Here is a 17,746-nt window from a genome sequence, read left to right as displayed (position 1 = left end):
GCAGGATCGTCCGCCATCACGCCCTGAACGCCGCGCTCAAGGCGCCGGCAGCCGGTGTAAGATGCCGGCCTTTTTCCGGCCGCTCCGGTCGGAATGCCATAACAAGAACCGCCCTCACGCACCGCAGCGGCACAACCCAGGGGAATCGCCATGCTGGAAAAGCTGTTCCAACTCAACGCGCACGGCACCACCGTGCGTACCGAGATCCTCGCCGGTCTCACCACCTTCCTGACGATGGCCTACATCCTCTTCGTCAACCCGGCGATCCTCGGCGAAACCGGCATGGACAAGGGGGCGGTGTTCGTCGCGACCTGCCTGGCCGCCGCCATCGGCTCGGCGATCATGGGGCTGATCGCCAACTACCCGATCGCCCTGGCGCCGGGCATGGGCCTGAACGCCTTCTTCACCTACACCGTCGTGCTGCACATGGGCTACAGCTGGCAGGTGGCACTGGGCGCGGTGTTCATTTCGGCGACGCTGTTCTTCCTGCTGTCGATCTTCCGCATCCGCGAGTGGATCGTGAACAGCATCCCGCTGCCGCTGCGCTCGGCGATTGCCGCCGGCATCGGCCTGTTCCTGGCGCTGATCGCGCTGAAGGAAGCGGGTCTGGTGGTCGCCAACCCGGCGACCCTGGTCGGCCTCGGCGACCTCACCGCCCCCGGCCCGCTGCTGGCGATCCTGGGCTTCGTGCTGATCGTCGCGCTGGAAGCCCTGCGGGTGACCGGTGCGGTGATGATCGGCATCCTCGTCGTCACGGCCATCGCCGTGCTGCTGGGCATCACGCCCTTCGCCGGCGTGGTGTCGATGCCGCCGTCGCTGGCGCCGACCTTCCTGCAACTGGATATCGCCGGCGCGCTGGACGTCGGCATGATCAGCGTGATCTTCGCCTTCCTGTTCGTCGACCTGTTCGACAACACCGGCACCCTGATCGGCGTCGCCAAGCGCGCCGGCCTGATGACCCCGGACGGCCACCTGCCAAAGATGGGTCGCGCCCTGATCGCCGACAGTACCGCCGCGATGGGCGGCTCGCTGCTGGGCACCAGCACCACCACCAGCTACATCGAGTCGGCGGCCGGTGCCGCGGCGGGCGGGCGCACCGGCCTGACCGCCGTGGTCGTCGCAGCGCTGTTCCTGCTGGCGCTGTTCTTCGCCCCGCTGGCCGGCACCGTGCCGGCCTTCGCCACGGCGCCGGCGCTGCTGTTCGTCGCCGTGCTGATGACCTCGGGCCTCGCCGAAATCGACTGGGACGACATCACCGTCGCCGCGCCCGTGGTGATCACCGCGCTGGCGATGCCGCTGACCTTCTCGATCGCCAACGGCATTGCGTTCGGCTTCATCACCTGGGTCGTGATCAAGGCGCTGGCCGGACGCTTCAAGGACCTGAACGCGGCGCTGGTAATCCTCGCGGCGATCTTCATCGTCAAGTTCGCCTTCGGCACCAACGCATGACCGGCTCGGTCGACGCCGCGGGCTATGCCGCGCAACTGGACGACAAGCGCCAGCGCCTGATCGAGCTGCTGGCCCCCTTCGACGCACCGGCGCCGCAGGTCTTCGAGTCGCCGCGCGAGCATTATCGGCTGCGCACCGAGTTCCGCCTGTGGCGCGAGGGCGAAGAGCGTCACTACGCCATGTTCGCCCCGGGCGACAAGCACACGCCGATCCTGCTCGACACCTTCCCGGTCGCCAGCCGGCGCATCAATGAACTGATGCCGCCGCTGAAGGCGGCCTGGCAGGCGAGCGAGGCGCTGAGCTTCAAGCTGTTCCAGGTCGAATTCCTGACCACGCTGGCGGGCGATGCGCTGATCACCCTCGCCTACCATCGCCCTCTGGACGACAGCTGGCGGGCCGAAGCCGAGGCACTGTCCGCCTCGCTCGGCGCCAGCCTCGTGGGGCGCTCGCGCGGCCAGCGGCTGGTCATCGGACGGGACTACGTGGAAGAAACGCTCGAGGTCGCAGGCCGCTCCTACCGTTACCGCCAGCCCGAGGGTGCCTTCAGCCAGCCCAACGGCGAGGTCTGCCAGAAGATGCTCGGCTGGGCCTACGAGGCGCTCGGCGAGCGGGACGACGACCTGCTGGAACTGTACTGCGGCAACGGCAACTTCACCCTGCCGCTGGCCACCCGCGTGCGCCGCGTGCTGGCGACCGAGATCAGCAAGAGCTCGGTCAACGCCGCGCTGGCGAACCTGGCCGACAACGGCATCGACAACGTCGCGCTGGTGCGCCTGTCGGCCGAAGAGCTGACCCAGGCGCTGAACGAGGTGCGGCCGTTCCGCCGGCTCGCCGGGATCGATCTGAAGCGCTATGACTTCGGCACCGTGTTCGTCGACCCGCCGCGTGCCGGCATGGACCGCGACACCTGCGAACTCACCCGGCGCTTCGAGCGCATCCTCTACATCTCCTGCAACCCGCAGACGCTGGCGGCCAACATCGCGCAATTGCACGACACCCACCGGGTAACCCGCAGCGCGCTGTTCGACCAGTTCCCCTATACCCACCACATGGAAGCCGGCGTGCTGCTCGAGCGGCGCTAGCCGCCCATCGGCAGCGCCCCGTGCTGACACCATTCGGTCATCCGTCGCTTGTTAGGGTGCCTCCACCGGCACCCGGTCCGACAGGAGGCCCCATGAGCAAGCTCGAACGCCTGATCGCTCGCAGCAACACCCCCGTTTCCGCCGACACCGGCCTTGCGGCCTGGCGCCAGGCCCGGCTTGCCGGCGGCCGCCCTGCCCGCCTCGGTAAGGAGCCCCTACCCCAGACGCCCCGGCCCGCCCTGACGGCCAGCGCCTGATCGTCTGTCGTTAACGCAAGCGCGTCGGCAGGCCCTAGCCGGCGCGTGCCAGGCAGCGCTTGCGGCGCTCGTCGACCCGCTCGACGAACCAGGCGGTGGTGAGCTTGCGGGTGATCTTGGGGCTTTCCAGCGCGATGTTCGGCACCAGCGCACGCGGCAAACGCTTGCCGGCCGCCTTGTCGGCCAACGCGAAGACCTTCTCGTACAGCTCGGTTTCTTCGAAATCGAGGCTGTCGCCCTGTTCCAGCGCGCGGCGAATCTCGGCATCGTCCAGCCCGAGCTTCCGGCTGAGCGAACGCACCGCCTGCTCGGTCTGCCCCGGCTCGCGCGTGCCGTGGCGAATCAGGTCGCCGTCCAGCGCCAGCCGCCGGCCGCTCAGCCGGGCCACCGCATTCTGGAAGGCGGCATTGCGGCTGGCGTACCAACCGGCATTGAAGTCGGCGTAGCGATACAGCGAGCGCTCGTAATGCGCCGGGTAGTCGAGCAGGTGCGCGATGCCGAAGAACATCCCGCCGCGGCGGCTGAACACTTCGTCACGGATCGAGCGCTCGACCTCGTAGGGGTAACGGTGCGCGTACTCCTCGGCGAAGTCGATGCTGACCTGCATCGGCCCGCCGGTGTGCACCGGGTTGAAAGTACCGAACAGCTGCCGACCGAGCGGCACCATGCCGATGAAATCGCTGAACAGGTCGTTGAGCTGCTCTTCGGTGCGCACCGCGCTCAGCCGCTCGGCGTAGGTCTTGCCGGTCGGCGATTCGAGCTGCAGGGCGGCGCGCACGAGAAACGCGGGGATGTGCAGCCGCTCGGCACGGCGGTCGATCTCGGCGCGGGCGATCTTCGCCAGCCCCGGCACCGGCGGCGCGACCTGGAAGGTCGACTCCTGCTCGGTCACGGCGAGCACCGAGCAGAGGTTCTCGTAGCTGGGCTCGATCTCCAGCTCCGTAAAGGCCACCTGGATGTCCTTCGCCCAGCCGGCGCGGTCCGACACGGTCTTGGGCAGCACACGCATCAGCCGCGACTGGATTTCCTCGGGCTCGGGCATCGGCGCCGTACCGCGCACACCGCAGCCACCGAGCAGCAGGAGCAGGCTGGCGCCGGCCAGCAGGCCGAGGCCGCGCACGCGGGTCGGGTACTTCATCGAACCGGCCCGTCGGGTCGATCGATCGATCCGTCCAGGCCGGGGGCGTCAGGGTCCCAGGTGTGGACGCCAGTGCCACCGGGCGCCGGCGCATCGGCTGTCGAGGGACTCGTGCGTGGAGCCAGCTCGGCATCCGGCGGCACCTCACCAACCCGAAAGGGCTTGGGCGGCTCGTCGAACAGGCGCCGTGTCGGCGGCTCGACCCGCTGCGGCAGCGGTTCCGGGTCGGCGCCGACGTCCTCGTCCGATTCGACTTCAGGCGCGACGTCGCGGCGTACCAGCAGCCAGGCGATGCCGGCCAGCAGCGCAGCGACCAACCGGTAGATGAGCGACGCCAGGTCGAAGCCGATCAGCTCGCCGCCATCGAGCAGCAGCGATCCGAGCCGGCCGATGACCAGCGCCAGCATCGTGAAGACCAGCAGCACCAGCGCCGGGCGGATGCGCTGGACATCGCGCATCGACCACAGCAGGAACAGCGCCAGCCCCAGCTGGAGGCCGCCGTAATAGACGCGCATATGGCTGACCGATGCAGTCTCCATCAGGAGCATGCCGTTGAGATTGGCCATCTCGTAGGGCCAGATCCAGTAGGCCAGACTGAGCCCCAACATCACGACGGCCTCGATGGCCAAGACGATCCGGGCGAACCGCATGCTTTCCTCCGCCGATAGCGCAACCCCGACGCGGGGCATCCTTTACGGGTGAGCTAGAAGACCCGACAAACGGCGTTTCGTTCGCCCTGCGCCTCGTTCGGCCGGACCGAGACGATCGGTCGCAGCCCTGCGCAGGCCCTGGACACATCTTGCCGACAACTGCCCCTTGAGCCTCGCCCGGGTGCCGCTATGCTGGCCGCGTTCCACTCACCTTCGGAGCCGCCATGCGCCGTCTTCTGCTCGTTGCCACATTGTTCGCCGGTCTCGCCCAGGCTGCCGAGCCCCTCACCATCGACGTCCATCGCGACCCCAACTGCGGCTGCTGCAAGGCGTGGATCAAGCACCTGGAGAGCAACGGCTTCGTGGTGCGCGATCACGTCGAGTCGGACATGGCCGCCTTCAAAACCGCGCAGGGCGTGCCGCATCGCCTGGGCTCGTGCCACACCGGCGTGATCGACGGCAAGTTCGTCGAAGGGCACGTACCGGCCAGCGAGGTCCGCGAGCTGGTCAAGCGCGACGACCTCATCGGCGCCGCGGTGCCCGGCATGCCCGCCGGCTCGCCCGGCATGGATATGGGCGACCGCCAGGATGCCTATCAGGTCATCGGCCTGACCGAATCGAACGGGGAACAGGTGCTGGCCGAATACCCGGCCCGCTGATCCGCCTGCGCCGGCCATCGCGGGCCGGCGCTTCCTCGCGCCCATCGCCTCGCCCTTTCCCTGCCTTCCCTTTCCCTCGCTCGCGCCCTCGCCCGATCTCCGAGCCCTGGCCATAGCCGGCCGACGCGAACCTTTGCGCTGTCGCCAGGGTCGTTTGCTTCGATGGTAACGCCGCTCGGAATCCTGCCGGCGGCACCGCAAACGGCCGGGAGACCTCATGCGCTGGCAAAAGGCACGTCGCAGCGACAACGTAGTGGATGCCCGCGGGCGGTCAGGGCGCGGGCTGAAGATCGGTGGGGGGCTGGGCCTGGGCGGCGTGGTGATCGTCGTCGCGCTGAGCCTGTTGCTGGGGCAGGACCCGATCCAGGTGCTCGATCAGCTCGCTGGCGAAGGACCGGTCGCCACGGCCCCGGTATCTACCGAAGGCGCCGGACCGCCGCCGGTCGCCGAACCCGAGGTCGAGTTCGTCCGCGCCATCCTCGGCGATACCGAAGACACCTGGGGCGCGCTGTTCCAGCAGGCCGGCGCGCCGTATCGCGAGCCACGGCTGATCCTGTTTCGCCAGGGCGTGAACTCCGCCTGCGGCTTCGCGACCTCGGCGACCGGTCCGTTCTATTGCCCCGGCGATGAGCAGGTCTACCTCGACCTGTCGTTCTTCGATGAGATGGCCGAGCGATTCTCGGCCGCCGGCGACTTCGCCCAGGCCTATGTCATCACCCATGAGGTCGGCCATCACGTGCAGACGCTGCTCGGCGTCTCGCAGGATATCCAGGCGGCGCGGCAGCGCGGCGTGCAGCTGGAGGGCGACAACGGCCTGCTGGTGCGCCAGGAATTGCAGGCCGACTGCCTCGCCGGCGTCTGGGCCTATCACGCGCAGCGTCGCCACCAGTGGCTGGAGCCCGGCGATGTCGAGGAAGCGCTGAACGCCGCCAGCGCCATCGGCGACGATCGCCTGCAACGGCGTTCGCAGGGTCGGGTGGTGCCGGACGCCTTCACCCACGGCACCTCCGAGCAGCGCGTGCGCTGGTTCCGCAATGGCTTCGAGAGCGGCGCGCCGGAGCGCTGCAACACCTTCGAGGCCGCCACGCTGTAGCCCGGCGGGCGCTTGATGAACGAAGGCTCAGCCCGCCGACCAGCAGCGCTCCAGCTCGGCCAGCAGCGCGGCGCAGTCGACCGCATGCGCATCGGCCAGCGCCGGCCAGGGGTTGCCCGGCAGGTTGACCAGCACGCCGCGAGCACCGGCGGCGCGCGCGCACTCGAGATCGAAGCGGTAGTCGCCGACCATCACCAGCGTGTTCGCCGCTACCTGCCAGCGATCGGCGAGTTTCAGCAGCCCGCCCGGATCGGGCTTGGGCGGGGCTTCGTCGCGGCCCAGCACGTCGTCGGGCGCGAAGCAGTCGCCCATCCCGACCGCCTCCAGCGTGACCTGCGCCAGCTCGCGCGCATTGCGGGTCAGCACGCCGAGCCGACAGCCCCGCGCGCGTAGCGCATGCAGCAGCGCACGAGCCCCTTGCGCCGGGCGCGCGGCGTAGGCCAGTTCCCGCTCGTGTTCCAGCAGCCAGGCGCGCTTGGGCGCCGCCTCGTCCGGGGGCAGCGCGGCCAGGTGATGCAGGATGTCGTCGTCCGCGGGGATGTCGAGCGCCCGCCGGATCGCCGCGAAATCATGCACGGCGATCGTCAGGGTGCCGTCCATGTCGAACACCCAATGCGTCGCGGCGGCCAGGGCGTGGCTCATTGCGGGCTGCGCTTTCTGACCAGCCCTTCCTGCGCCACCGAGGCGACCAGCTGCCCCTGGCGGTTGAAGATGCTGCCGCGGGCGAAACCGCGTCCGGCGCCCGCCCACGGCGAGTCGGAGGTGTACAGCAGCCATTCGTCGGCGCGCACCTCACGGTGGAACCAGATGGCGTGATCGAGGCTGGCGAGCTGCATGTAGGGCTGCCAGAAGGTCACGGCATGCGGCTGCAACGCGGTGCCGATGAAGCCGAAGTCCGACGCGTAGGCCAGCAGGTACTTGTGCAGCGCCGCGTTGTCGGGAAGCGTGCCGTCGGCGCGGAACCAGGCGTGCTTGATCGGCTCCATCGGCTGCGGATCGAGCGGGTTCTGGTAGGTCACCGGGCGGATTTCGACCGGCTTCGGGCAGAGGAACTTCTCGCGCATCTTTTCCGGGAACAGGTGCGCGACCTGCGCCGCCAGCTCGGTTTCGTTCGGCAGGCCTTCCGGGCCGACGACTTCGGGCATCTGCAACTGATGCTCGAAGCCTTCCTCGACGATCTGAAACGAGGCGCTGCAGGTGAAGATGGTCTGGCCCTTCTGCACCGCGCTGACGCGGCGGGTGGTGAAGCTGCCGCCATCGCGCACGCGGTCGACCAGGTAGACGACCGGCAGCTGGGCATCGCCGGGGCGCAGGAAGTAGCCGTGCAACGAGTGCACGTGACGCGCCGGATCGACCGTCTGGCTGGCGGCCGACAGCGCCTGGCCGAGCACCTGGCCGCCGAACAGCTGGCGGAACCCTAGATCCTGCGAGTTGCCGCGAAAGAGGTTCTCCTCGATCGGCTCCAGCGACAGCAGGTCCACCAGGGCTTCGAGTATCTGGGACATTGGGGGCTTCCTTGTGAGGGCACGGGCAGGCCGGCAATGGTAAGGCTTCGCCCGGCAGCGCTCCATCGCCATGTGAGCCTATACGCGCCCGCCGATCCGGGCCGGACGCGCGCGGCTCAGGCATGTGCCGGGCGGCGACGCCGAGGAGCGCGGCGACGGACGTCGTCCCGCGGGCCTGCTTGAGGGGCGTTGCGCGCGACGGCCATACTGGCGCGCCGCCTTGTCGAGTCGTAACCCATGCCGTTGCCGCTGGTCTATCACGAGGATTACAGCCCTGCGCTGCCACCCGGGCATCGCTTCCCGATGGAGAAGTTCCGGCTCTTGCGCGACCACCTGGTCGATAGCGGCCTGACCACCGACGAGGCGCTGTTGCGCCCCGACCTCTGTCCGCGCGAGCTGCTCACCCTCGCCCATGACGCCGGCTACGTGGATCGCTACTGCACCGGCGACATGACCCGCGAGGAGCTTCGCCGGCTCGGCCTGCCGTGGTCGCCGGAACTGGCGCGGCGCACCGTGCGCGCGGTCGGCGGCTCGCTGCTGGCGGCGGACCAGGCGCTGAAACATGGGCTGGCCTGTCACCTGGCCGGCGGCACGCACCATGCGCATCGCGACCACGCCTCGGGTTTCTGCATCTTCAACGACCTGGCGATCATCGCGCTGTCCCTGCTCGAGCAGGGACGGGTCGGCCGGGTACTGATCTTCGACTGCGACGTGCACCAGGGCGACGGCACCGCACGCCTGCTGGAAGAGGTGCCCGACGCCGTCACCGTGTCGCTGCACTGCGAGAAGAACTTCCCCGTCCGCAAGGCGCGCAGCGACTGGGACATCGGGCTGCCGCCGGGGATGGGCGACCAGGCCTACCTGCAGGTGGTCGATGACACCCTCGGCTACCTGTTGCCGATCTACCAGCCCGACCTGGTGATCTACGATGCGGGCGTCGACGTGCACCGCGACGACGCGCTCGGCCTGCTGCAACTCACCGACGAGGGCCTGGCCGCACGCGATTGCCGGGTCATCGAGCATTGCCTCGGTCGCGACATTCCCGTGGTCGGCGTGATCGGCGGCGGTTACGACAAGGACCGCGCCGCGCTCGCCCGTCGCCACGGCATCCTGCACCACAGCTCGCAACGGATGTGGACGCAGTTCGGGCTCGGCCGTTGAGCCAGGCGCGCCGCCAGTGGCCGCGGCCCGGCAGGCCGCTACAATGGCGCCCCGCATTGCAGGCCCGACCATGAAACAAGCCCCCCACCGCGTCGCCGTCATCGGCGGCGGCCCCGCCGGCCTGATGGCCGCCGAAGTCCTCGCCAGCGCCGGCGTGGCGGTCGACCTCTATGACGCCATGCCCTCGGTGGGCCGCAAATTCCTGCTGGCCGGCGTCGGCGGCATGAACATCACCCACGCCGAGCCCTACGACGCGTTCGTCGGCCGCTATCGCGAGCGCGCGGATGAAGTCCGGCGGCTGCTCGACCCCTTTCCGCCAGCCGTTCTGCGCGAGTGGATCCACGGGCTGGGCATCGACACCTTCGTCGGCAGCTCGGGGCGGGTCTTCCCGACGGAGATGAAGGCCGCCCCGCTGCTGCGCGCCTGGCTCAAGCGGCTCCGCGACGCCGGCGTCACCTTCCATACGCGCCACCGCTGGCTGGGCTGGGCGCCCGACGGTGCGCTGCGCTTCACCACCCCGGACGGCGAACGACAGGCCGAGGCCGACGCCGTTCTGCTCGCCCTCGGCGGCGGCAGCTGGGCGCGCCTGGGCTCGGATGGCGCCTGGGTCGGGCTGCTCGAAGCGTTCGGCGTGTCGATCGCACCGCTCAAGCCCGCCAACTGCGGCTTCGAGGTCGACGCCTGGAGCGCGCTGCTGGTCGAGCGATTCGCCGGCGCCCCGCTCAAGGGCATCGGCCTGGCGCTGGCCGACGGCCCGTCGCGCAAAGGCGAGTGCGTGCTGACCGCGCGCGGGCTGGAGGGCAGCCTCGTCTATGCGCTGTCGGCCGAGATTCGCGAGCAGATTCGGGTACATGGACACGCCACGGTGCGGATGGACCTGCTGCCGGATCGCACCCTGGGCGCGGTCGAACAGGCCCTCGCCAGGCCGCGCGGCTCGCAATCGATGGCCAACCATCTGCGCCGCCAGCTGCGTCTGGACGGCGTCAAGGCCGCGCTGCTGCGGGAACTGACCGACCGCCCGGTGTGGGACGACGTGCCCGCCCTGGCGAATGCGATCAAGGCGCTGCCGATAACGCTGGTTCGAGCCCGCCCCCTAGACGAGGCGATCAGCAGCGCCGGTGGCGTGCCCTTCGAGGCGCTCGACGAGCGATCGATGCTGCGCCTGCGGCCGGGCGTGTTCTGTGCCGGCGAGATGCTCGACTGGGAAGCGCCGACCGGCGGCTACCTGCTCAGCGCCTGCTTCGCCAGCGGTCGGGCGGCCGGACGGGGCATGCTCGACTGGCTCGCCGGGCGCAACCCGTAGGGCGGATAACGGCGCAGCCTCGTCACCGCCCGGCTGGTTACCGCCCCCACGCCAAAGGCGTCAGGCAGGCACCGGCACCGCCAGGATTCGCCAGTCTTCACCGAACGCGCGGATGTCCTTGATCTGCAATGCCGGCGCCTCGGCCATGCGCGCCAGCGGCCAATCCAGCAAGGGCCGGGCCGCCGAGCCCATCAGCTTGCCCGCCATGAAGAGATGGAATTCGTCGACCCGTCCGAGCCGGGCGAAGGCGCCGGCCAGCCGCGGCCCGGCTTCGACCAGCACCTCGTTGACGCCGCGGCGGCCCAGCTCACGCAGCAAGGCATCGAGGTCGACCTGCCCCTCGGCGCCGGGCAGCGCGAGCCACTCGTGGCCGGCCGCGTGGTAGCCGTCGGCGCGCACCCCGGCGAGGCCAACCACCAGGCTCGGGCCGGCACGAAAGAAGGTGGCGTCCAGTGGCACCCGTCCGCGGCCGTCGATCAGCACGCGCAGCGGCGGCCGGCGCAGCGCCAGCGCGGTCAGTTCGTCATCCAGCCCCAGCTCGTCGGCGCGAACCGTGAGCCGGGCATCGTCCATCAGCACGGTGTCGGCGCCGCTGAGCACCACGCTGGATTGCGCGCGCAGGCGCTGCACCTCGCGGCGTGCGGCCGGTCCGGTGATCCACTGGCTTTCGCCGCTGGCCATCGCGGTGCGTCCGTCGAGGCTCATCGCCAGCTTGAGGCGCACGAACGGCAGGCCGGTTTCCATGCGCTTGATGAAGCCCGGGTTGAGCGCGCGCGCCTCGGCTTCCAGCATGCCGCTGGCGACCTCGATACCGGCGGCGCGCAGCCGGGCCAGGCCGCGACCGGCCACCTGGGGATTCGGGTCCTGCATGGCGGCAACCACGCGCGCCACGCCGGCCTCGACCAGGCCGTCGGCGCAGGGCGGCGTGCGGCCGAAGTGGCTGCAGGGCTCGAGCGTGACGTAGGCGGTGGCGCCCTTCGCCGCCGCACCGGCCTGGCGCAGCGCGTGCACCTCGGCGTGCGGCTCGCCGGCGAACGGGTGCCAGCCTTCGCCGACGGCGACGCCGTCCTTGACGATGACGCAGCCAACCCGCGGATTGGGATGGGTGGAATACAGCCCCTTGCGCGCCAGCTGAACCGCTCGCGCCATCCAGGCCTGGTCGGAATTGGCCATCAGGCTTTCGAGGGCTCGCGCGACAGGCGCTCGATTTCCTCGCGGAATTCGTTGAGGTCCTGGAAGCGCCGGTAGACGGACGCGAAGCGGATGTAGGCGACCTCGTCGAGCTTCTGCAGCTCGGCCATCACCAGTTCGCCGAGCACGCGCGACTTGATTTCGCGCTCGCCGGTGGCACGCAGCTTGTGCTTGATATGGACGATGGCCTCTTCGAGACGCTCGACGCTGACCGGGCGCTTTTCCAGCGCGCGCTGCATGCCGGCGCGCAGCTTGTCTTCGTCGAAGGGCTGGCGGCTGCCGTCCTGCTTGATCAGCCGCGGCATGACCAGCTCGGCCGTTTCGAAGGTGGTGAAGCGCTCGCCACAGGCCAGGCATTCACGCCGGCGGCGCACCTGATCGCCCTCGGCGACGAGCCGGGAATCGATCACCTTGGTGTCGTGCGCGGTACAGAAGGGACAGTGCATGAAGGCGGGCTGGTCAGACGTCGGGACGGGCATGGTAGCGCATCCGGTCGGCAAGACAAGCCGGCGGGATTGCTGCTATACAAGCCCGCAAACCGCCTTCGCGAGGACGCCGTCCGTGACCCTACGCCCGCTTCTGCCGACTGTCCTGCTGGCCGCGATCGCCGGCTGCGCCACGCCCGAACCAGCCCCTCCGCCGCCGGCCGAAACGATCACCATCGCACCCGACACCAAGCCGCTCAACAGCCTGAGCGGCAGCCTGCTCGACGTCCCGGCCGGTGCCGAGGTCGAGCTGGCGCTGATCATCGTCGATGCGAAGCAACGACCCGATCGGCTGCTGAGCAACCTGCGCCTGAAAGGCCGCGGCGGCGAGCTGCCGTTCGTCCTCAAGTTCAACCCCGAGGTGTTCGAGCAGGGCGATCACGTCGAGCTGCGTGGCCGGGTCACCCAGGCCGGCACGCTGACGCACCGATTGCCGGCGCGCAGCATTCCACGCTCGACCAGCCAGGCGCTGGGCTCGCTGCGTGTCGTGCCGGCACCATGAGTTCACTGCAGACCCTGCAAACGGCGCTCGCCGGCCTGCTGGGCGGCGCCCGGCTGGTCGACACGCCGTTGCCGGGCACGGACCTGCGCCTGTGGCTGATCGACGCCGCCAACATGGATCGCGCCTTCGACGTCGATGAGACCCGACGCATCCTCGACGAGCCGCCCTACTGGTGCTTCTGCTGGGCGAGCGGCCTGGTGCTGGCACGCTGGATCGCCGAGCAGCCGGCGCGCGTCCGAGGCAAGCGGGTGCTGGATTTCGGCGCGGGCTCGGGCGTGGCCGCCATTGCCGCCGCCAGGGCCGGCGCCGCCGAGGTCGTGGCCTGCGACCTCGATCCGCTGGCGCTCGCGGCCTGCCGGGCGAATGCCGAGCTCAACGGTGTGCAGCTTGGCTTCAGCGCGGATTTCTTCGCGGAAGCCGACCGTTACGACCTGATCATCGTGGCCGACGTCCTCTACGATCGCGCCAACCTGCCGCTGCTCGACCACTTCCTGACGCGCGGCCGCGAAGCGCTGGTGGCGGACTCGCGGGTGCGCGACTTCGCCCATCCGCTGTACAGCCGCCTGGCGCAGTTCGAAGCCTGCACCTGGCCGGATCTGGCCGAGCCAGCGGAGTTTCGGCACGTCACGCTCTACCACGCCTGTCGCGTCGCGCCGCCGGTCGCGATCGCCGCGACGGCTTGAGAGGCGCCGATGTCCGTTACGCTGCGGCTGTTCTTCGCCATTCCCTGCCCCGCCACGCTGGCGACCGAACTCGGACACTGGCGCGACGGGCTCGGTCTTGCGGGGCGGCCCGTGCCGGTGGAGAACTTCCACGTGACGCTGGCCTTCCTCGGCGGCCACCCACCCGACCACCTGCCGCTGCTGGCCGACATCGGCGCGCGGCTCGACGGGGCCGCGTTCAGCCTCGCATTCACGACCCTCGAGCGCTGGCGATCGGGCGCACTGGTGCTGACCAGCGACTCACCGCCCGCGGCGCTCATGTCGCTCGCCGAAACGCTGCGCCACCACCTGGCCGAGGCCGGACTGCCGGGCGAGGGACGCCCTTATCGCCCGCACCTCACGCTGATGCGCGACGCGGCACCCCTCTCCCAGCCGCTACCCGTCGACTACGCGCTGACGGCCGATCGCGTCGGGCTGTACCGCTCCGACAGCACGAGCCAGGGCGTGCGCTACCACGCCGTGCAGAGCTGGCCGCTCACGGCACCCTGATGCGGTTGGCCTGATCAGCGCGAAGACTTGCAACGGGCGCCGGGCGCCCTCACATGTCATGCTTCATGCCCTTTCGTTCATCCTGCCCGGTCGAGAACCCGATGAGCCAGACTCCCCATATTTTCGAAATCAACGGCGTCCAGAGCTTCCAGCAGCTGGTCATCGACAACTCCTTCCACACGCCGGTGCTGGTCGACTTCTGGGCCGAATGGTGCGCGCCCTGCAAGGCGCTCATGCCGCTGCTGGCGAAGATCACGGAGGAATACGGCGGCGCCCTGCTGCTGGCGAAGGTCAACTGCGATGTCGAGCAGGACATCGTCGCCAGCTTCGGCGTGCGCAGCCTGCCGACCGTGGTGCTGTTCAAGGACGGCCAGCCCGTCGACGGTTTCGCCGGGGCCCAGCCCGAGTCGGCGATCCGTGCGATGCTCGAGCCGCACGTCCAGCTACCGGCCACACCGGAAGGCGACCTGTTCGAAAGCGCGCAGGCGCTCTATGCCGAGGGCCGCTTCGCCGAGGCCGAAACCCAGCTCAAGGCCCTGCTCGGCGAGGACAACAGCCACGCCCAGGCGCTGATCCTCTACGCACGTTGCCTGGCCGAGCGCGGCGAAATCGCCGAGGCGGAAACGGTGCTGGGTGCCGTTCAGGGCGATGAGCACAAGCAGGCACTCGCCGGCGCACGCGCGCAGCTGACCTTCCTGCGCGAAGCCGGGCAGCTACCCGACACGGCCGACCTCAAGGCGCGCCTCGCGCAGAACCCGGACGACGACGAGGCGACCTACCAACTCGCCATCCAGCAGCTCGCACGCGGGCAGCACGAGGCCGCACTCGACGCGTTGCTCAAGCTGTTCATCCGCAACCGCAACTACGCCGACGGTCAGCCGCACAAGACGCTGCTGCAGGTGTTCGAGCTGCTGGGCACGGCGCACCCGCTGGTGACCACCTACCGCCGACGGCTGTACCAGGCCATCTACTGATCCGCCCAGTCCTGCTATTGCGCGATCCAGCGGTACAGCGGCGCCTCGCCGCGCTGGACGATCTCGACTTGGTCGCTGTGACGCAACCGCACGAGCAGGCGCTTGCCGGCCTGATCGCTTCCGGCCAGCGCGGCGAGCGCCGCCAGCAGCTCCGGGCCTTCGAGCTCACCGGCCTCGCGCAGCAGTGCCTGCGCGCGCGACCACAGCGGATCGTCGTCGGACGGTCGCGCCGCCGCCGCGGTTGTGGCGGGCTCAGCGCTGGCCTGGCGCGCCAGGGCGGCCCAGTCCTGGTCGTCGAGTTCGATCTGCAGATCCACCGGCCAGGCTCCCACGGTTCCGCGCACCCTGATCATTCGCTCACGCCTCCGTTTTGCAAAGTCGCATGCTCACACGCGAGCAAGACGCTGGCCAGACGTCGCGCACCCTTGTTATAACGTAACGCCAAGCACTTCAACGAGACTGCACCATGCCGATCCGCCCACCGGTCTTCGCACTCGCCTTCGTCACGCTATTCGCCCTGAGTCCCGCTCACGCCGACGAACAGGCGCACGGTCATGACCATGAGCATGAACCTGCGCACCACGACGACCACGGCGAGCAGCACGGCAGCCTCGGCACGCACGAGCACGGCGTGGCGCACCTGAACGTAGCGATCGAGGGCGGCTCGGTCGCGGTGGCGCTGGCGTCGCCGGCCATCAACCTGCTCGGCTTCGAGCATCAGGCGCACGACGAACAGGAACAGGCGCGCGTGGCGGCGGTCCGCGGCCTGCTCGAGCAGCCACTGAGCTGGCTCGGCTTCAGCGAGGACGCCACCTGCTCGGTGAGCGAGCAGACCCTGACCGGCGCGGTGCTGGGCTACAACCATCCGGGCTACGGCGATCGCAGTCAGACGACGGCACCGGCCCAGGACGACGGCCACAGCGATATCCGCGCCGAATACCAGCTTGATTGCACCGGCGCGGCCATCGACGGGCTCGACCTTGCGGCCTTCTTCGAAACCTTCCCGCAGACCGAAAAGCTGCAGGTTCAGGCCATCGGACCCAACGGGCAGCACGCGGCGGAACTGACCGCGGATAACCCGCGCCTGCCCTTGTGAGCAGGCAGCCCGTGACCGACGCACTGCTCGAACTGCACGACGTCGCCTTCGCCTGGCCAGGGCAGCCAACGCTGCTGGACATCCCGGCGCTGGCGCTGGCGCGCGGCGAGTCGGTGTTCCTGCACGGACCTTCGGGCAGCGGCAAGACCACCCTGCTCGGCCTGCTGGGCGGCGTGCACCTGCCGGCACGCGGCAGCGTCTCGCTGCTCGGCCAGTCGCTGAGCGCGCTGTCATCGAGCGCCAGGGATCGCTTCCGCGCCGATCACACGGGTTACCTCTTCCAGCAATTCAACCTGCTGCCCTTCCTGCCGGTGGCCGAGAACATCGCCCTGCCCTGCCGGTTCTCGGCGCTGCGGGCCCGGCGGGCGACGGAGCGACATGGCAGCGTGGCGCGCGCCGTGGCGATCCTCGCGACCCAGCTCGGGCTCGATGAAGGCCTGCTGGAGCGCCGTGCCGACAGCCTGTCGATCGGCCAGCAGCAGCGGGTGGCGGCCGCGCGTGCGCTGATCGGCCAGCCCGAGCTGGTGATCGCCGACGAGCCGACGTCCGCGCTGGATGCCGACGCGCGCGAAGCCTTTCTGACGCTGCTGTTCGCCGAGTGTCGGCAGGCGCACGCCAGCCTGCTGTTCGTCAGCCATGACCGGTCGCTCGCCGGGTTGTTCGATCGCAACCTGTCGCTGCTCACGCTCAACCGCGCCGCCGCGCTCGAGACGCCTTGATGTACCTGCTCAGACTCGCCTTCGCCAGCCTCGCCAACCGACGCTTCACGGCACTGCTCACCGTTTGCGCGATCGGATTGTCGATTTGCCTGCTTCTGGCCGTGGAGCGCGTGCGCACCGAAGCGCGCGCCAGCTTCGCCAATACCATCAGCGGAACGGACCTGGTCGTCGGCGCTCGCTCCGGGTCGATAAACCTGCTGCTGTACTCGGTCTTTCGCATCGGCAATGCGACCAACAACATCCGCTGGGAGAGCTTCGAGCACTTCCAGGCACACCCGCAGGTGAAGTGGGCGATTCCGCTTTCGCTCGGCGACTCGCACCGCGGCTACCGGGTACTCGGCACCAGCCCGGCGTATTTCACGCATTACCGCTACGGACGCCGCCAGGCGCTCGCGTTCAGCGCGGGCCGGCCGTTCGCCGATGACCCGTTCGACGTCGTGCTGGGCGCCGAGGTGGCGCAGGCGCTGAATTACTCGCCGGGCACCGAGATCGTGCTCGCGCACGGCGTCGCGGACATCAGCCTGGTGCGGCACGACGACAAGCCCTTCCGCGTGGTGGGCATCCTCGCGCCGACGGGCACCCCGGTGGATCGCACGCTGCACATCTCGCTCGCCGGCATGGAGGCGCTGCACATCGACTGGCGCAACGGCATGCCGGCTCGGGGCGCTGCGCGCGTCAGCGCCGACGAGGCGCGGGCCATGGCGCTTCAGCCCGAGGCCATCACGGCCTTCTTGCTCGGCCTCAAGTCGCGCATCGCCACCTTCGCCGTGCAGCGCGAGATCAACGACTACCGAGCCGAACCACTCCTGGCGATCCTGCCGGGGGTCGCCCTGCAGGAGCTCTGGGGGCTGATGAGCACCGCCGAGCGGGCGCTGTTGATCGTCTCGATGTTCGTGGTGCTGACCGGACTGGTCGGCATGCTCACCGCCATCCTCGCGAGCCTCAACGAACGCCGACGCGAAATGGCGATCCTGCGTTCGGTTGGCGCTCGTCCGGCGCACGTCTTCGGTCTGCTGATTCTGGAAGCCGGCGGGATCGCGGCGGTCGGCATCCTGCTCGGCGTGGCCCTGCTGTATCTGGGCATCGTCCTGGGACGGGGCTGGGTGCAAGCCCGCTATGGCCTGTTCCTGCCGCTGGGGCTACCCAGCGCCCATGAATTGACCATACTGGCCGGCATCTACGCCGCGGCGGTGACGATGGGAGCGGCCCCGGCCTGGCGGGCCTACCGCCAGTCACTGGCCGATGGCCTGTCGATCCGACTGTGAGGCTGC

At 69.6% G+C, this 17,746-nt stretch carries 21 protein-coding genes; 14 read left to right on the top strand and 7 right to left on the bottom strand.

The annotated features are described in order from the left end of the window. Window positions 1–150 precede the first annotated feature (150 nt). The 3 genes from D7325_RS16595 to D7325_RS19135 all read left to right on the top strand — a co-directional run bounded on the left by D7325_RS16595 (window position 151) and on the right by D7325_RS19135 (window position 2,788). Window positions 151–1,449 carry an NCS2 family permease gene (locus tag D7325_RS16595; protein WP_120997564.1) on the top strand — a complete coding sequence of 433 codons (1,299 nt, stop codon included), beginning with the start codon at window positions 151–153 and terminating at the stop codon, window positions 1,447–1,449. Then, a complete protein-coding gene (gene trmA, locus D7325_RS16590) occupies window positions 1,446–2,531 on the top strand; it encodes a tRNA (uridine(54)-C5)-methyltransferase TrmA (RefSeq protein WP_120997563.1) in 1,086 nt (361 codons plus the stop codon). Before D7325_RS16595 ends, trmA begins: the two co-directional genes overlap by 4 nt. A gap of 92 nt (window positions 2,532–2,623) precedes the next feature. Next, complete coding sequence (locus D7325_RS19135) at window positions 2,624–2,788, top strand: hypothetical protein (protein ID WP_162988065.1); 165 nt, start codon at window positions 2,624–2,626, stop codon at window positions 2,786–2,788. A gap of 34 nt (window positions 2,789–2,822) precedes the next feature. Here D7325_RS19135 and D7325_RS16585 read toward each other — a convergent pair whose 3' ends face one another. Continuing rightward, window positions 2,823–3,926 (bottom strand): DUF1615 domain-containing protein, encoded by a 1,104-nt coding sequence (locus D7325_RS16585; RefSeq protein WP_120997562.1) that lies wholly within the window; start codon window positions 3,924–3,926, stop codon window positions 2,823–2,825. Continuing rightward, window positions 3,923–4,576 carry a DUF4345 domain-containing protein gene (locus D7325_RS16580; protein ID WP_120997561.1) on the bottom strand — a complete coding sequence of 218 codons (654 nt, stop codon included), beginning with the start codon at window positions 4,574–4,576 and terminating at the stop codon, window positions 3,923–3,925. The genes D7325_RS16585 and D7325_RS16580 overlap by 4 nt, the downstream gene beginning before the upstream one ends. Window positions 4,577–4,800: 224 nt before the next feature. Between D7325_RS16580 and D7325_RS16575 the strand changes: the two genes are divergently transcribed. Together D7325_RS16575 and ypfJ are read left to right on the top strand one after the other, a co-directional pair. Beyond that, the gene (locus D7325_RS16575) at window positions 4,801–5,235 is read left to right on the top strand and encodes a DUF411 domain-containing protein (RefSeq protein WP_120997560.1); all 435 of its coding nucleotides are present in this window, start codon (window positions 4,801–4,803) and stop codon (window positions 5,233–5,235) included. A 217-nt stretch (window positions 5,236–5,452) separates the two neighbouring features. Next, window positions 5,453–6,328 carry a KPN_02809 family neutral zinc metallopeptidase gene (gene ypfJ / locus D7325_RS16570; protein WP_120997559.1) on the top strand — a complete coding sequence of 292 codons (876 nt, stop codon included), beginning with the start codon at window positions 5,453–5,455 and terminating at the stop codon, window positions 6,326–6,328. Window positions 6,329–6,355: 27 nt separating this feature from the next. Here ypfJ and D7325_RS16565 read toward each other — a convergent pair whose 3' ends face one another. Together D7325_RS16565 and tesB are read right to left on the bottom strand one after the other, a co-directional pair. Beyond that, a complete protein-coding gene (locus D7325_RS16565; RefSeq protein WP_120997558.1) occupies window positions 6,356–6,970 on the bottom strand; it encodes an HAD family hydrolase in 615 nt (204 codons plus the stop codon). Beyond that, window positions 6,967–7,833, bottom strand: coding sequence for an acyl-CoA thioesterase II (gene tesB / locus D7325_RS16560; RefSeq protein ID WP_120997557.1), 867 nt, complete (start codon window positions 7,831–7,833; stop codon window positions 6,967–6,969). Before tesB ends, D7325_RS16565 begins: the two co-directional genes overlap by 4 nt. Window positions 7,834–8,070: 237 nt before the next feature. Here tesB and D7325_RS16555 point away from each other — a divergent pair, with 237 nt between their 5' ends. Both D7325_RS16555 and D7325_RS16550 read left to right on the top strand, forming a co-directional pair. Continuing rightward, window positions 8,071–8,994, top strand: coding sequence for a histone deacetylase family protein (locus D7325_RS16555; RefSeq protein WP_120997556.1), 924 nt, complete (start codon window positions 8,071–8,073; stop codon window positions 8,992–8,994). 70 nt (window positions 8,995–9,064) lie between these two features. Next, window positions 9,065–10,297 (top strand): TIGR03862 family flavoprotein, encoded by a 1,233-nt coding sequence (locus D7325_RS16550; protein ID WP_177431807.1) that lies wholly within the window; start codon window positions 9,065–9,067, stop codon window positions 10,295–10,297. Between the two features lie 60 nt (window positions 10,298–10,357). On the opposite strand, the gene ribD is transcribed toward D7325_RS16550, so the two are convergent. Together ribD and nrdR are read right to left on the bottom strand one after the other, a co-directional pair. Continuing rightward, window positions 10,358–11,470 (bottom strand): bifunctional diaminohydroxyphosphoribosylaminopyrimidine deaminase/5-amino-6-(5-phosphoribosylamino)uracil reductase RibD, encoded by a 1,113-nt coding sequence (gene ribD, locus D7325_RS16545; RefSeq protein WP_120997554.1) that lies wholly within the window; start codon window positions 11,468–11,470, stop codon window positions 10,358–10,360. Then, window positions 11,470–11,934, bottom strand: a complete 465-nt coding sequence (nrdR, locus tag D7325_RS16540; RefSeq protein WP_120997687.1) for a transcriptional regulator NrdR — start codon at window positions 11,932–11,934, stop codon at window positions 11,470–11,472. Before nrdR ends, ribD begins: the two co-directional genes overlap by 1 nt. Window positions 11,935–12,049: 115 nt before the next feature. Between nrdR and D7325_RS16535 the strand changes: the two genes are divergently transcribed. The 4 genes from D7325_RS16535 to trxA all read left to right on the top strand — a co-directional run bounded on the left by D7325_RS16535 (window position 12,050) and on the right by trxA (window position 14,660). Beyond that, on the top strand, window positions 12,050–12,475 hold the full coding sequence (locus tag D7325_RS16535) for a YbaY family lipoprotein (protein ID WP_120997553.1): 426 nt from the start codon (window positions 12,050–12,052) through the stop codon (window positions 12,473–12,475). Then, the gene (locus D7325_RS16530) at window positions 12,472–13,158 is read left to right on the top strand and encodes a class I SAM-dependent methyltransferase (RefSeq protein ID WP_120997552.1); all 687 of its coding nucleotides are present in this window, start codon (window positions 12,472–12,474) and stop codon (window positions 13,156–13,158) included. Before D7325_RS16535 ends, D7325_RS16530 begins: the two co-directional genes overlap by 4 nt. A gap of 9 nt (window positions 13,159–13,167) precedes the next feature. Continuing rightward, complete coding sequence (thpR, locus tag D7325_RS16525) at window positions 13,168–13,686, top strand: RNA 2',3'-cyclic phosphodiesterase (protein WP_120997551.1); 519 nt, start codon at window positions 13,168–13,170, stop codon at window positions 13,684–13,686. 101 nt (window positions 13,687–13,787) lie between these two features. Next, window positions 13,788–14,660 (top strand): thioredoxin, encoded by an 873-nt coding sequence (trxA, locus tag D7325_RS16520; RefSeq protein WP_120997550.1) that lies wholly within the window; start codon window positions 13,788–13,790, stop codon window positions 14,658–14,660. Window positions 14,661–14,674: 14 nt separating this feature from the next. Here trxA and D7325_RS16515 read toward each other — a convergent pair whose 3' ends face one another. After that, window positions 14,675–15,013, bottom strand: a complete 339-nt coding sequence (locus tag D7325_RS16515; protein WP_120997549.1) for a hypothetical protein — start codon at window positions 15,011–15,013, stop codon at window positions 14,675–14,677. 113 nt (window positions 15,014–15,126) lie between these two features. Here D7325_RS16515 and D7325_RS16510 point away from each other — a divergent pair, with 113 nt between their 5' ends. From D7325_RS16510 to D7325_RS16500, 3 genes are read left to right on the top strand one after another with little or no spacing between them, the layout of a single operon-like run. After that, a complete protein-coding gene (locus D7325_RS16510) occupies window positions 15,127–15,756 on the top strand; it encodes a ZrgA family zinc uptake protein (protein WP_120997548.1) in 630 nt (209 codons plus the stop codon). A gap of 11 nt (window positions 15,757–15,767) precedes the next feature. Then, the gene (locus tag D7325_RS16505) at window positions 15,768–16,475 is read left to right on the top strand and encodes an ATP-binding cassette domain-containing protein (protein WP_120997686.1); all 708 of its coding nucleotides are present in this window, start codon (window positions 15,768–15,770) and stop codon (window positions 16,473–16,475) included. Further along, complete coding sequence (locus tag D7325_RS16500) at window positions 16,475–17,740, top strand: ABC transporter permease (protein WP_120997547.1); 1,266 nt, start codon at window positions 16,475–16,477, stop codon at window positions 17,738–17,740. Before D7325_RS16505 ends, D7325_RS16500 begins: the two co-directional genes overlap by 1 nt. Window positions 17,741–17,746 lie beyond the last annotated feature (6 nt).

The organism is Stutzerimonas urumqiensis, from assembly GCF_003640395.1.
Lineage (GTDB): Bacteria > Pseudomonadota > Gammaproteobacteria > Pseudomonadales > Pseudomonadaceae > Stutzerimonas > Stutzerimonas urumqiensis.
This window is presented reverse-complemented; position numbering and strand designations above follow the sequence as displayed.

Excerpts from the sequence above, each read along its gene's own strand:
- D7325_RS16500 (WP_120997547.1), top strand. The coding sequence starts at position 16,475 with ATGTACCTGCTCAGACTCGCCTTCGCCAGCCTCGCCAACCGACGCTTC.
- D7325_RS16555 (WP_120997556.1), top strand. The coding sequence starts at position 8,071 with ATGCCGTTGCCGCTGGTCTATCACGAGGATTACAGCCCTGCGCTGCCA.
- trmA (WP_120997563.1), top strand. The coding sequence starts at position 1,446 with ATGACCGGCTCGGTCGACGCCGCGGGCTATGCCGCGCAACTGGACGAC.
- D7325_RS16515 (WP_120997549.1), bottom strand. The coding sequence starts at position 15,013 with ATGATCAGGGTGCGCGGAACCGTGGGAGCCTGGCCGGTGGATCTGCAG.
- D7325_RS16510 (WP_120997548.1), top strand. The coding sequence starts at position 15,127 with ATGCCGATCCGCCCACCGGTCTTCGCACTCGCCTTCGTCACGCTATTC.
- D7325_RS16565 (WP_120997558.1), bottom strand. The coding sequence starts at position 6,970 with ATGAGCCACGCCCTGGCCGCCGCGACGCATTGGGTGTTCGACATGGAC.
- D7325_RS16575 (WP_120997560.1), top strand. The coding sequence starts at position 4,801 with ATGCGCCGTCTTCTGCTCGTTGCCACATTGTTCGCCGGTCTCGCCCAG.
- ribD (WP_120997554.1), bottom strand. The coding sequence starts at position 11,470 with ATGGCCAATTCCGACCAGGCCTGGATGGCGCGAGCGGTTCAGCTGGCG.
- D7325_RS16585 (WP_120997562.1), bottom strand. The coding sequence starts at position 3,926 with ATGAAGTACCCGACCCGCGTGCGCGGCCTCGGCCTGCTGGCCGGCGCC.
- D7325_RS16550 (WP_177431807.1), top strand. The coding sequence starts at position 9,065 with ATGAAACAAGCCCCCCACCGCGTCGCCGTCATCGGCGGCGGCCCCGCC.
- tesB (WP_120997557.1), bottom strand. The coding sequence starts at position 7,833 with ATGTCCCAGATACTCGAAGCCCTGGTGGACCTGCTGTCGCTGGAGCCG.
- D7325_RS16530 (WP_120997552.1), top strand. The coding sequence starts at position 12,472 with ATGAGTTCACTGCAGACCCTGCAAACGGCGCTCGCCGGCCTGCTGGGC.
- nrdR (WP_120997687.1), bottom strand. The coding sequence starts at position 11,934 with ATGCACTGTCCCTTCTGTACCGCGCACGACACCAAGGTGATCGATTCC.
- trxA (WP_120997550.1), top strand. The coding sequence starts at position 13,788 with ATGAGCCAGACTCCCCATATTTTCGAAATCAACGGCGTCCAGAGCTTC.
- ypfJ (WP_120997559.1), top strand. The coding sequence starts at position 5,453 with ATGCGCTGGCAAAAGGCACGTCGCAGCGACAACGTAGTGGATGCCCGC.
- D7325_RS19135 (WP_162988065.1), top strand. The coding sequence starts at position 2,624 with ATGAGCAAGCTCGAACGCCTGATCGCTCGCAGCAACACCCCCGTTTCC.
- thpR (WP_120997551.1), top strand. The coding sequence starts at position 13,168 with ATGTCCGTTACGCTGCGGCTGTTCTTCGCCATTCCCTGCCCCGCCACG.
- D7325_RS16595 (WP_120997564.1), top strand. The coding sequence starts at position 151 with ATGCTGGAAAAGCTGTTCCAACTCAACGCGCACGGCACCACCGTGCGT.
- D7325_RS16580 (WP_120997561.1), bottom strand. The coding sequence starts at position 4,576 with ATGCGGTTCGCCCGGATCGTCTTGGCCATCGAGGCCGTCGTGATGTTG.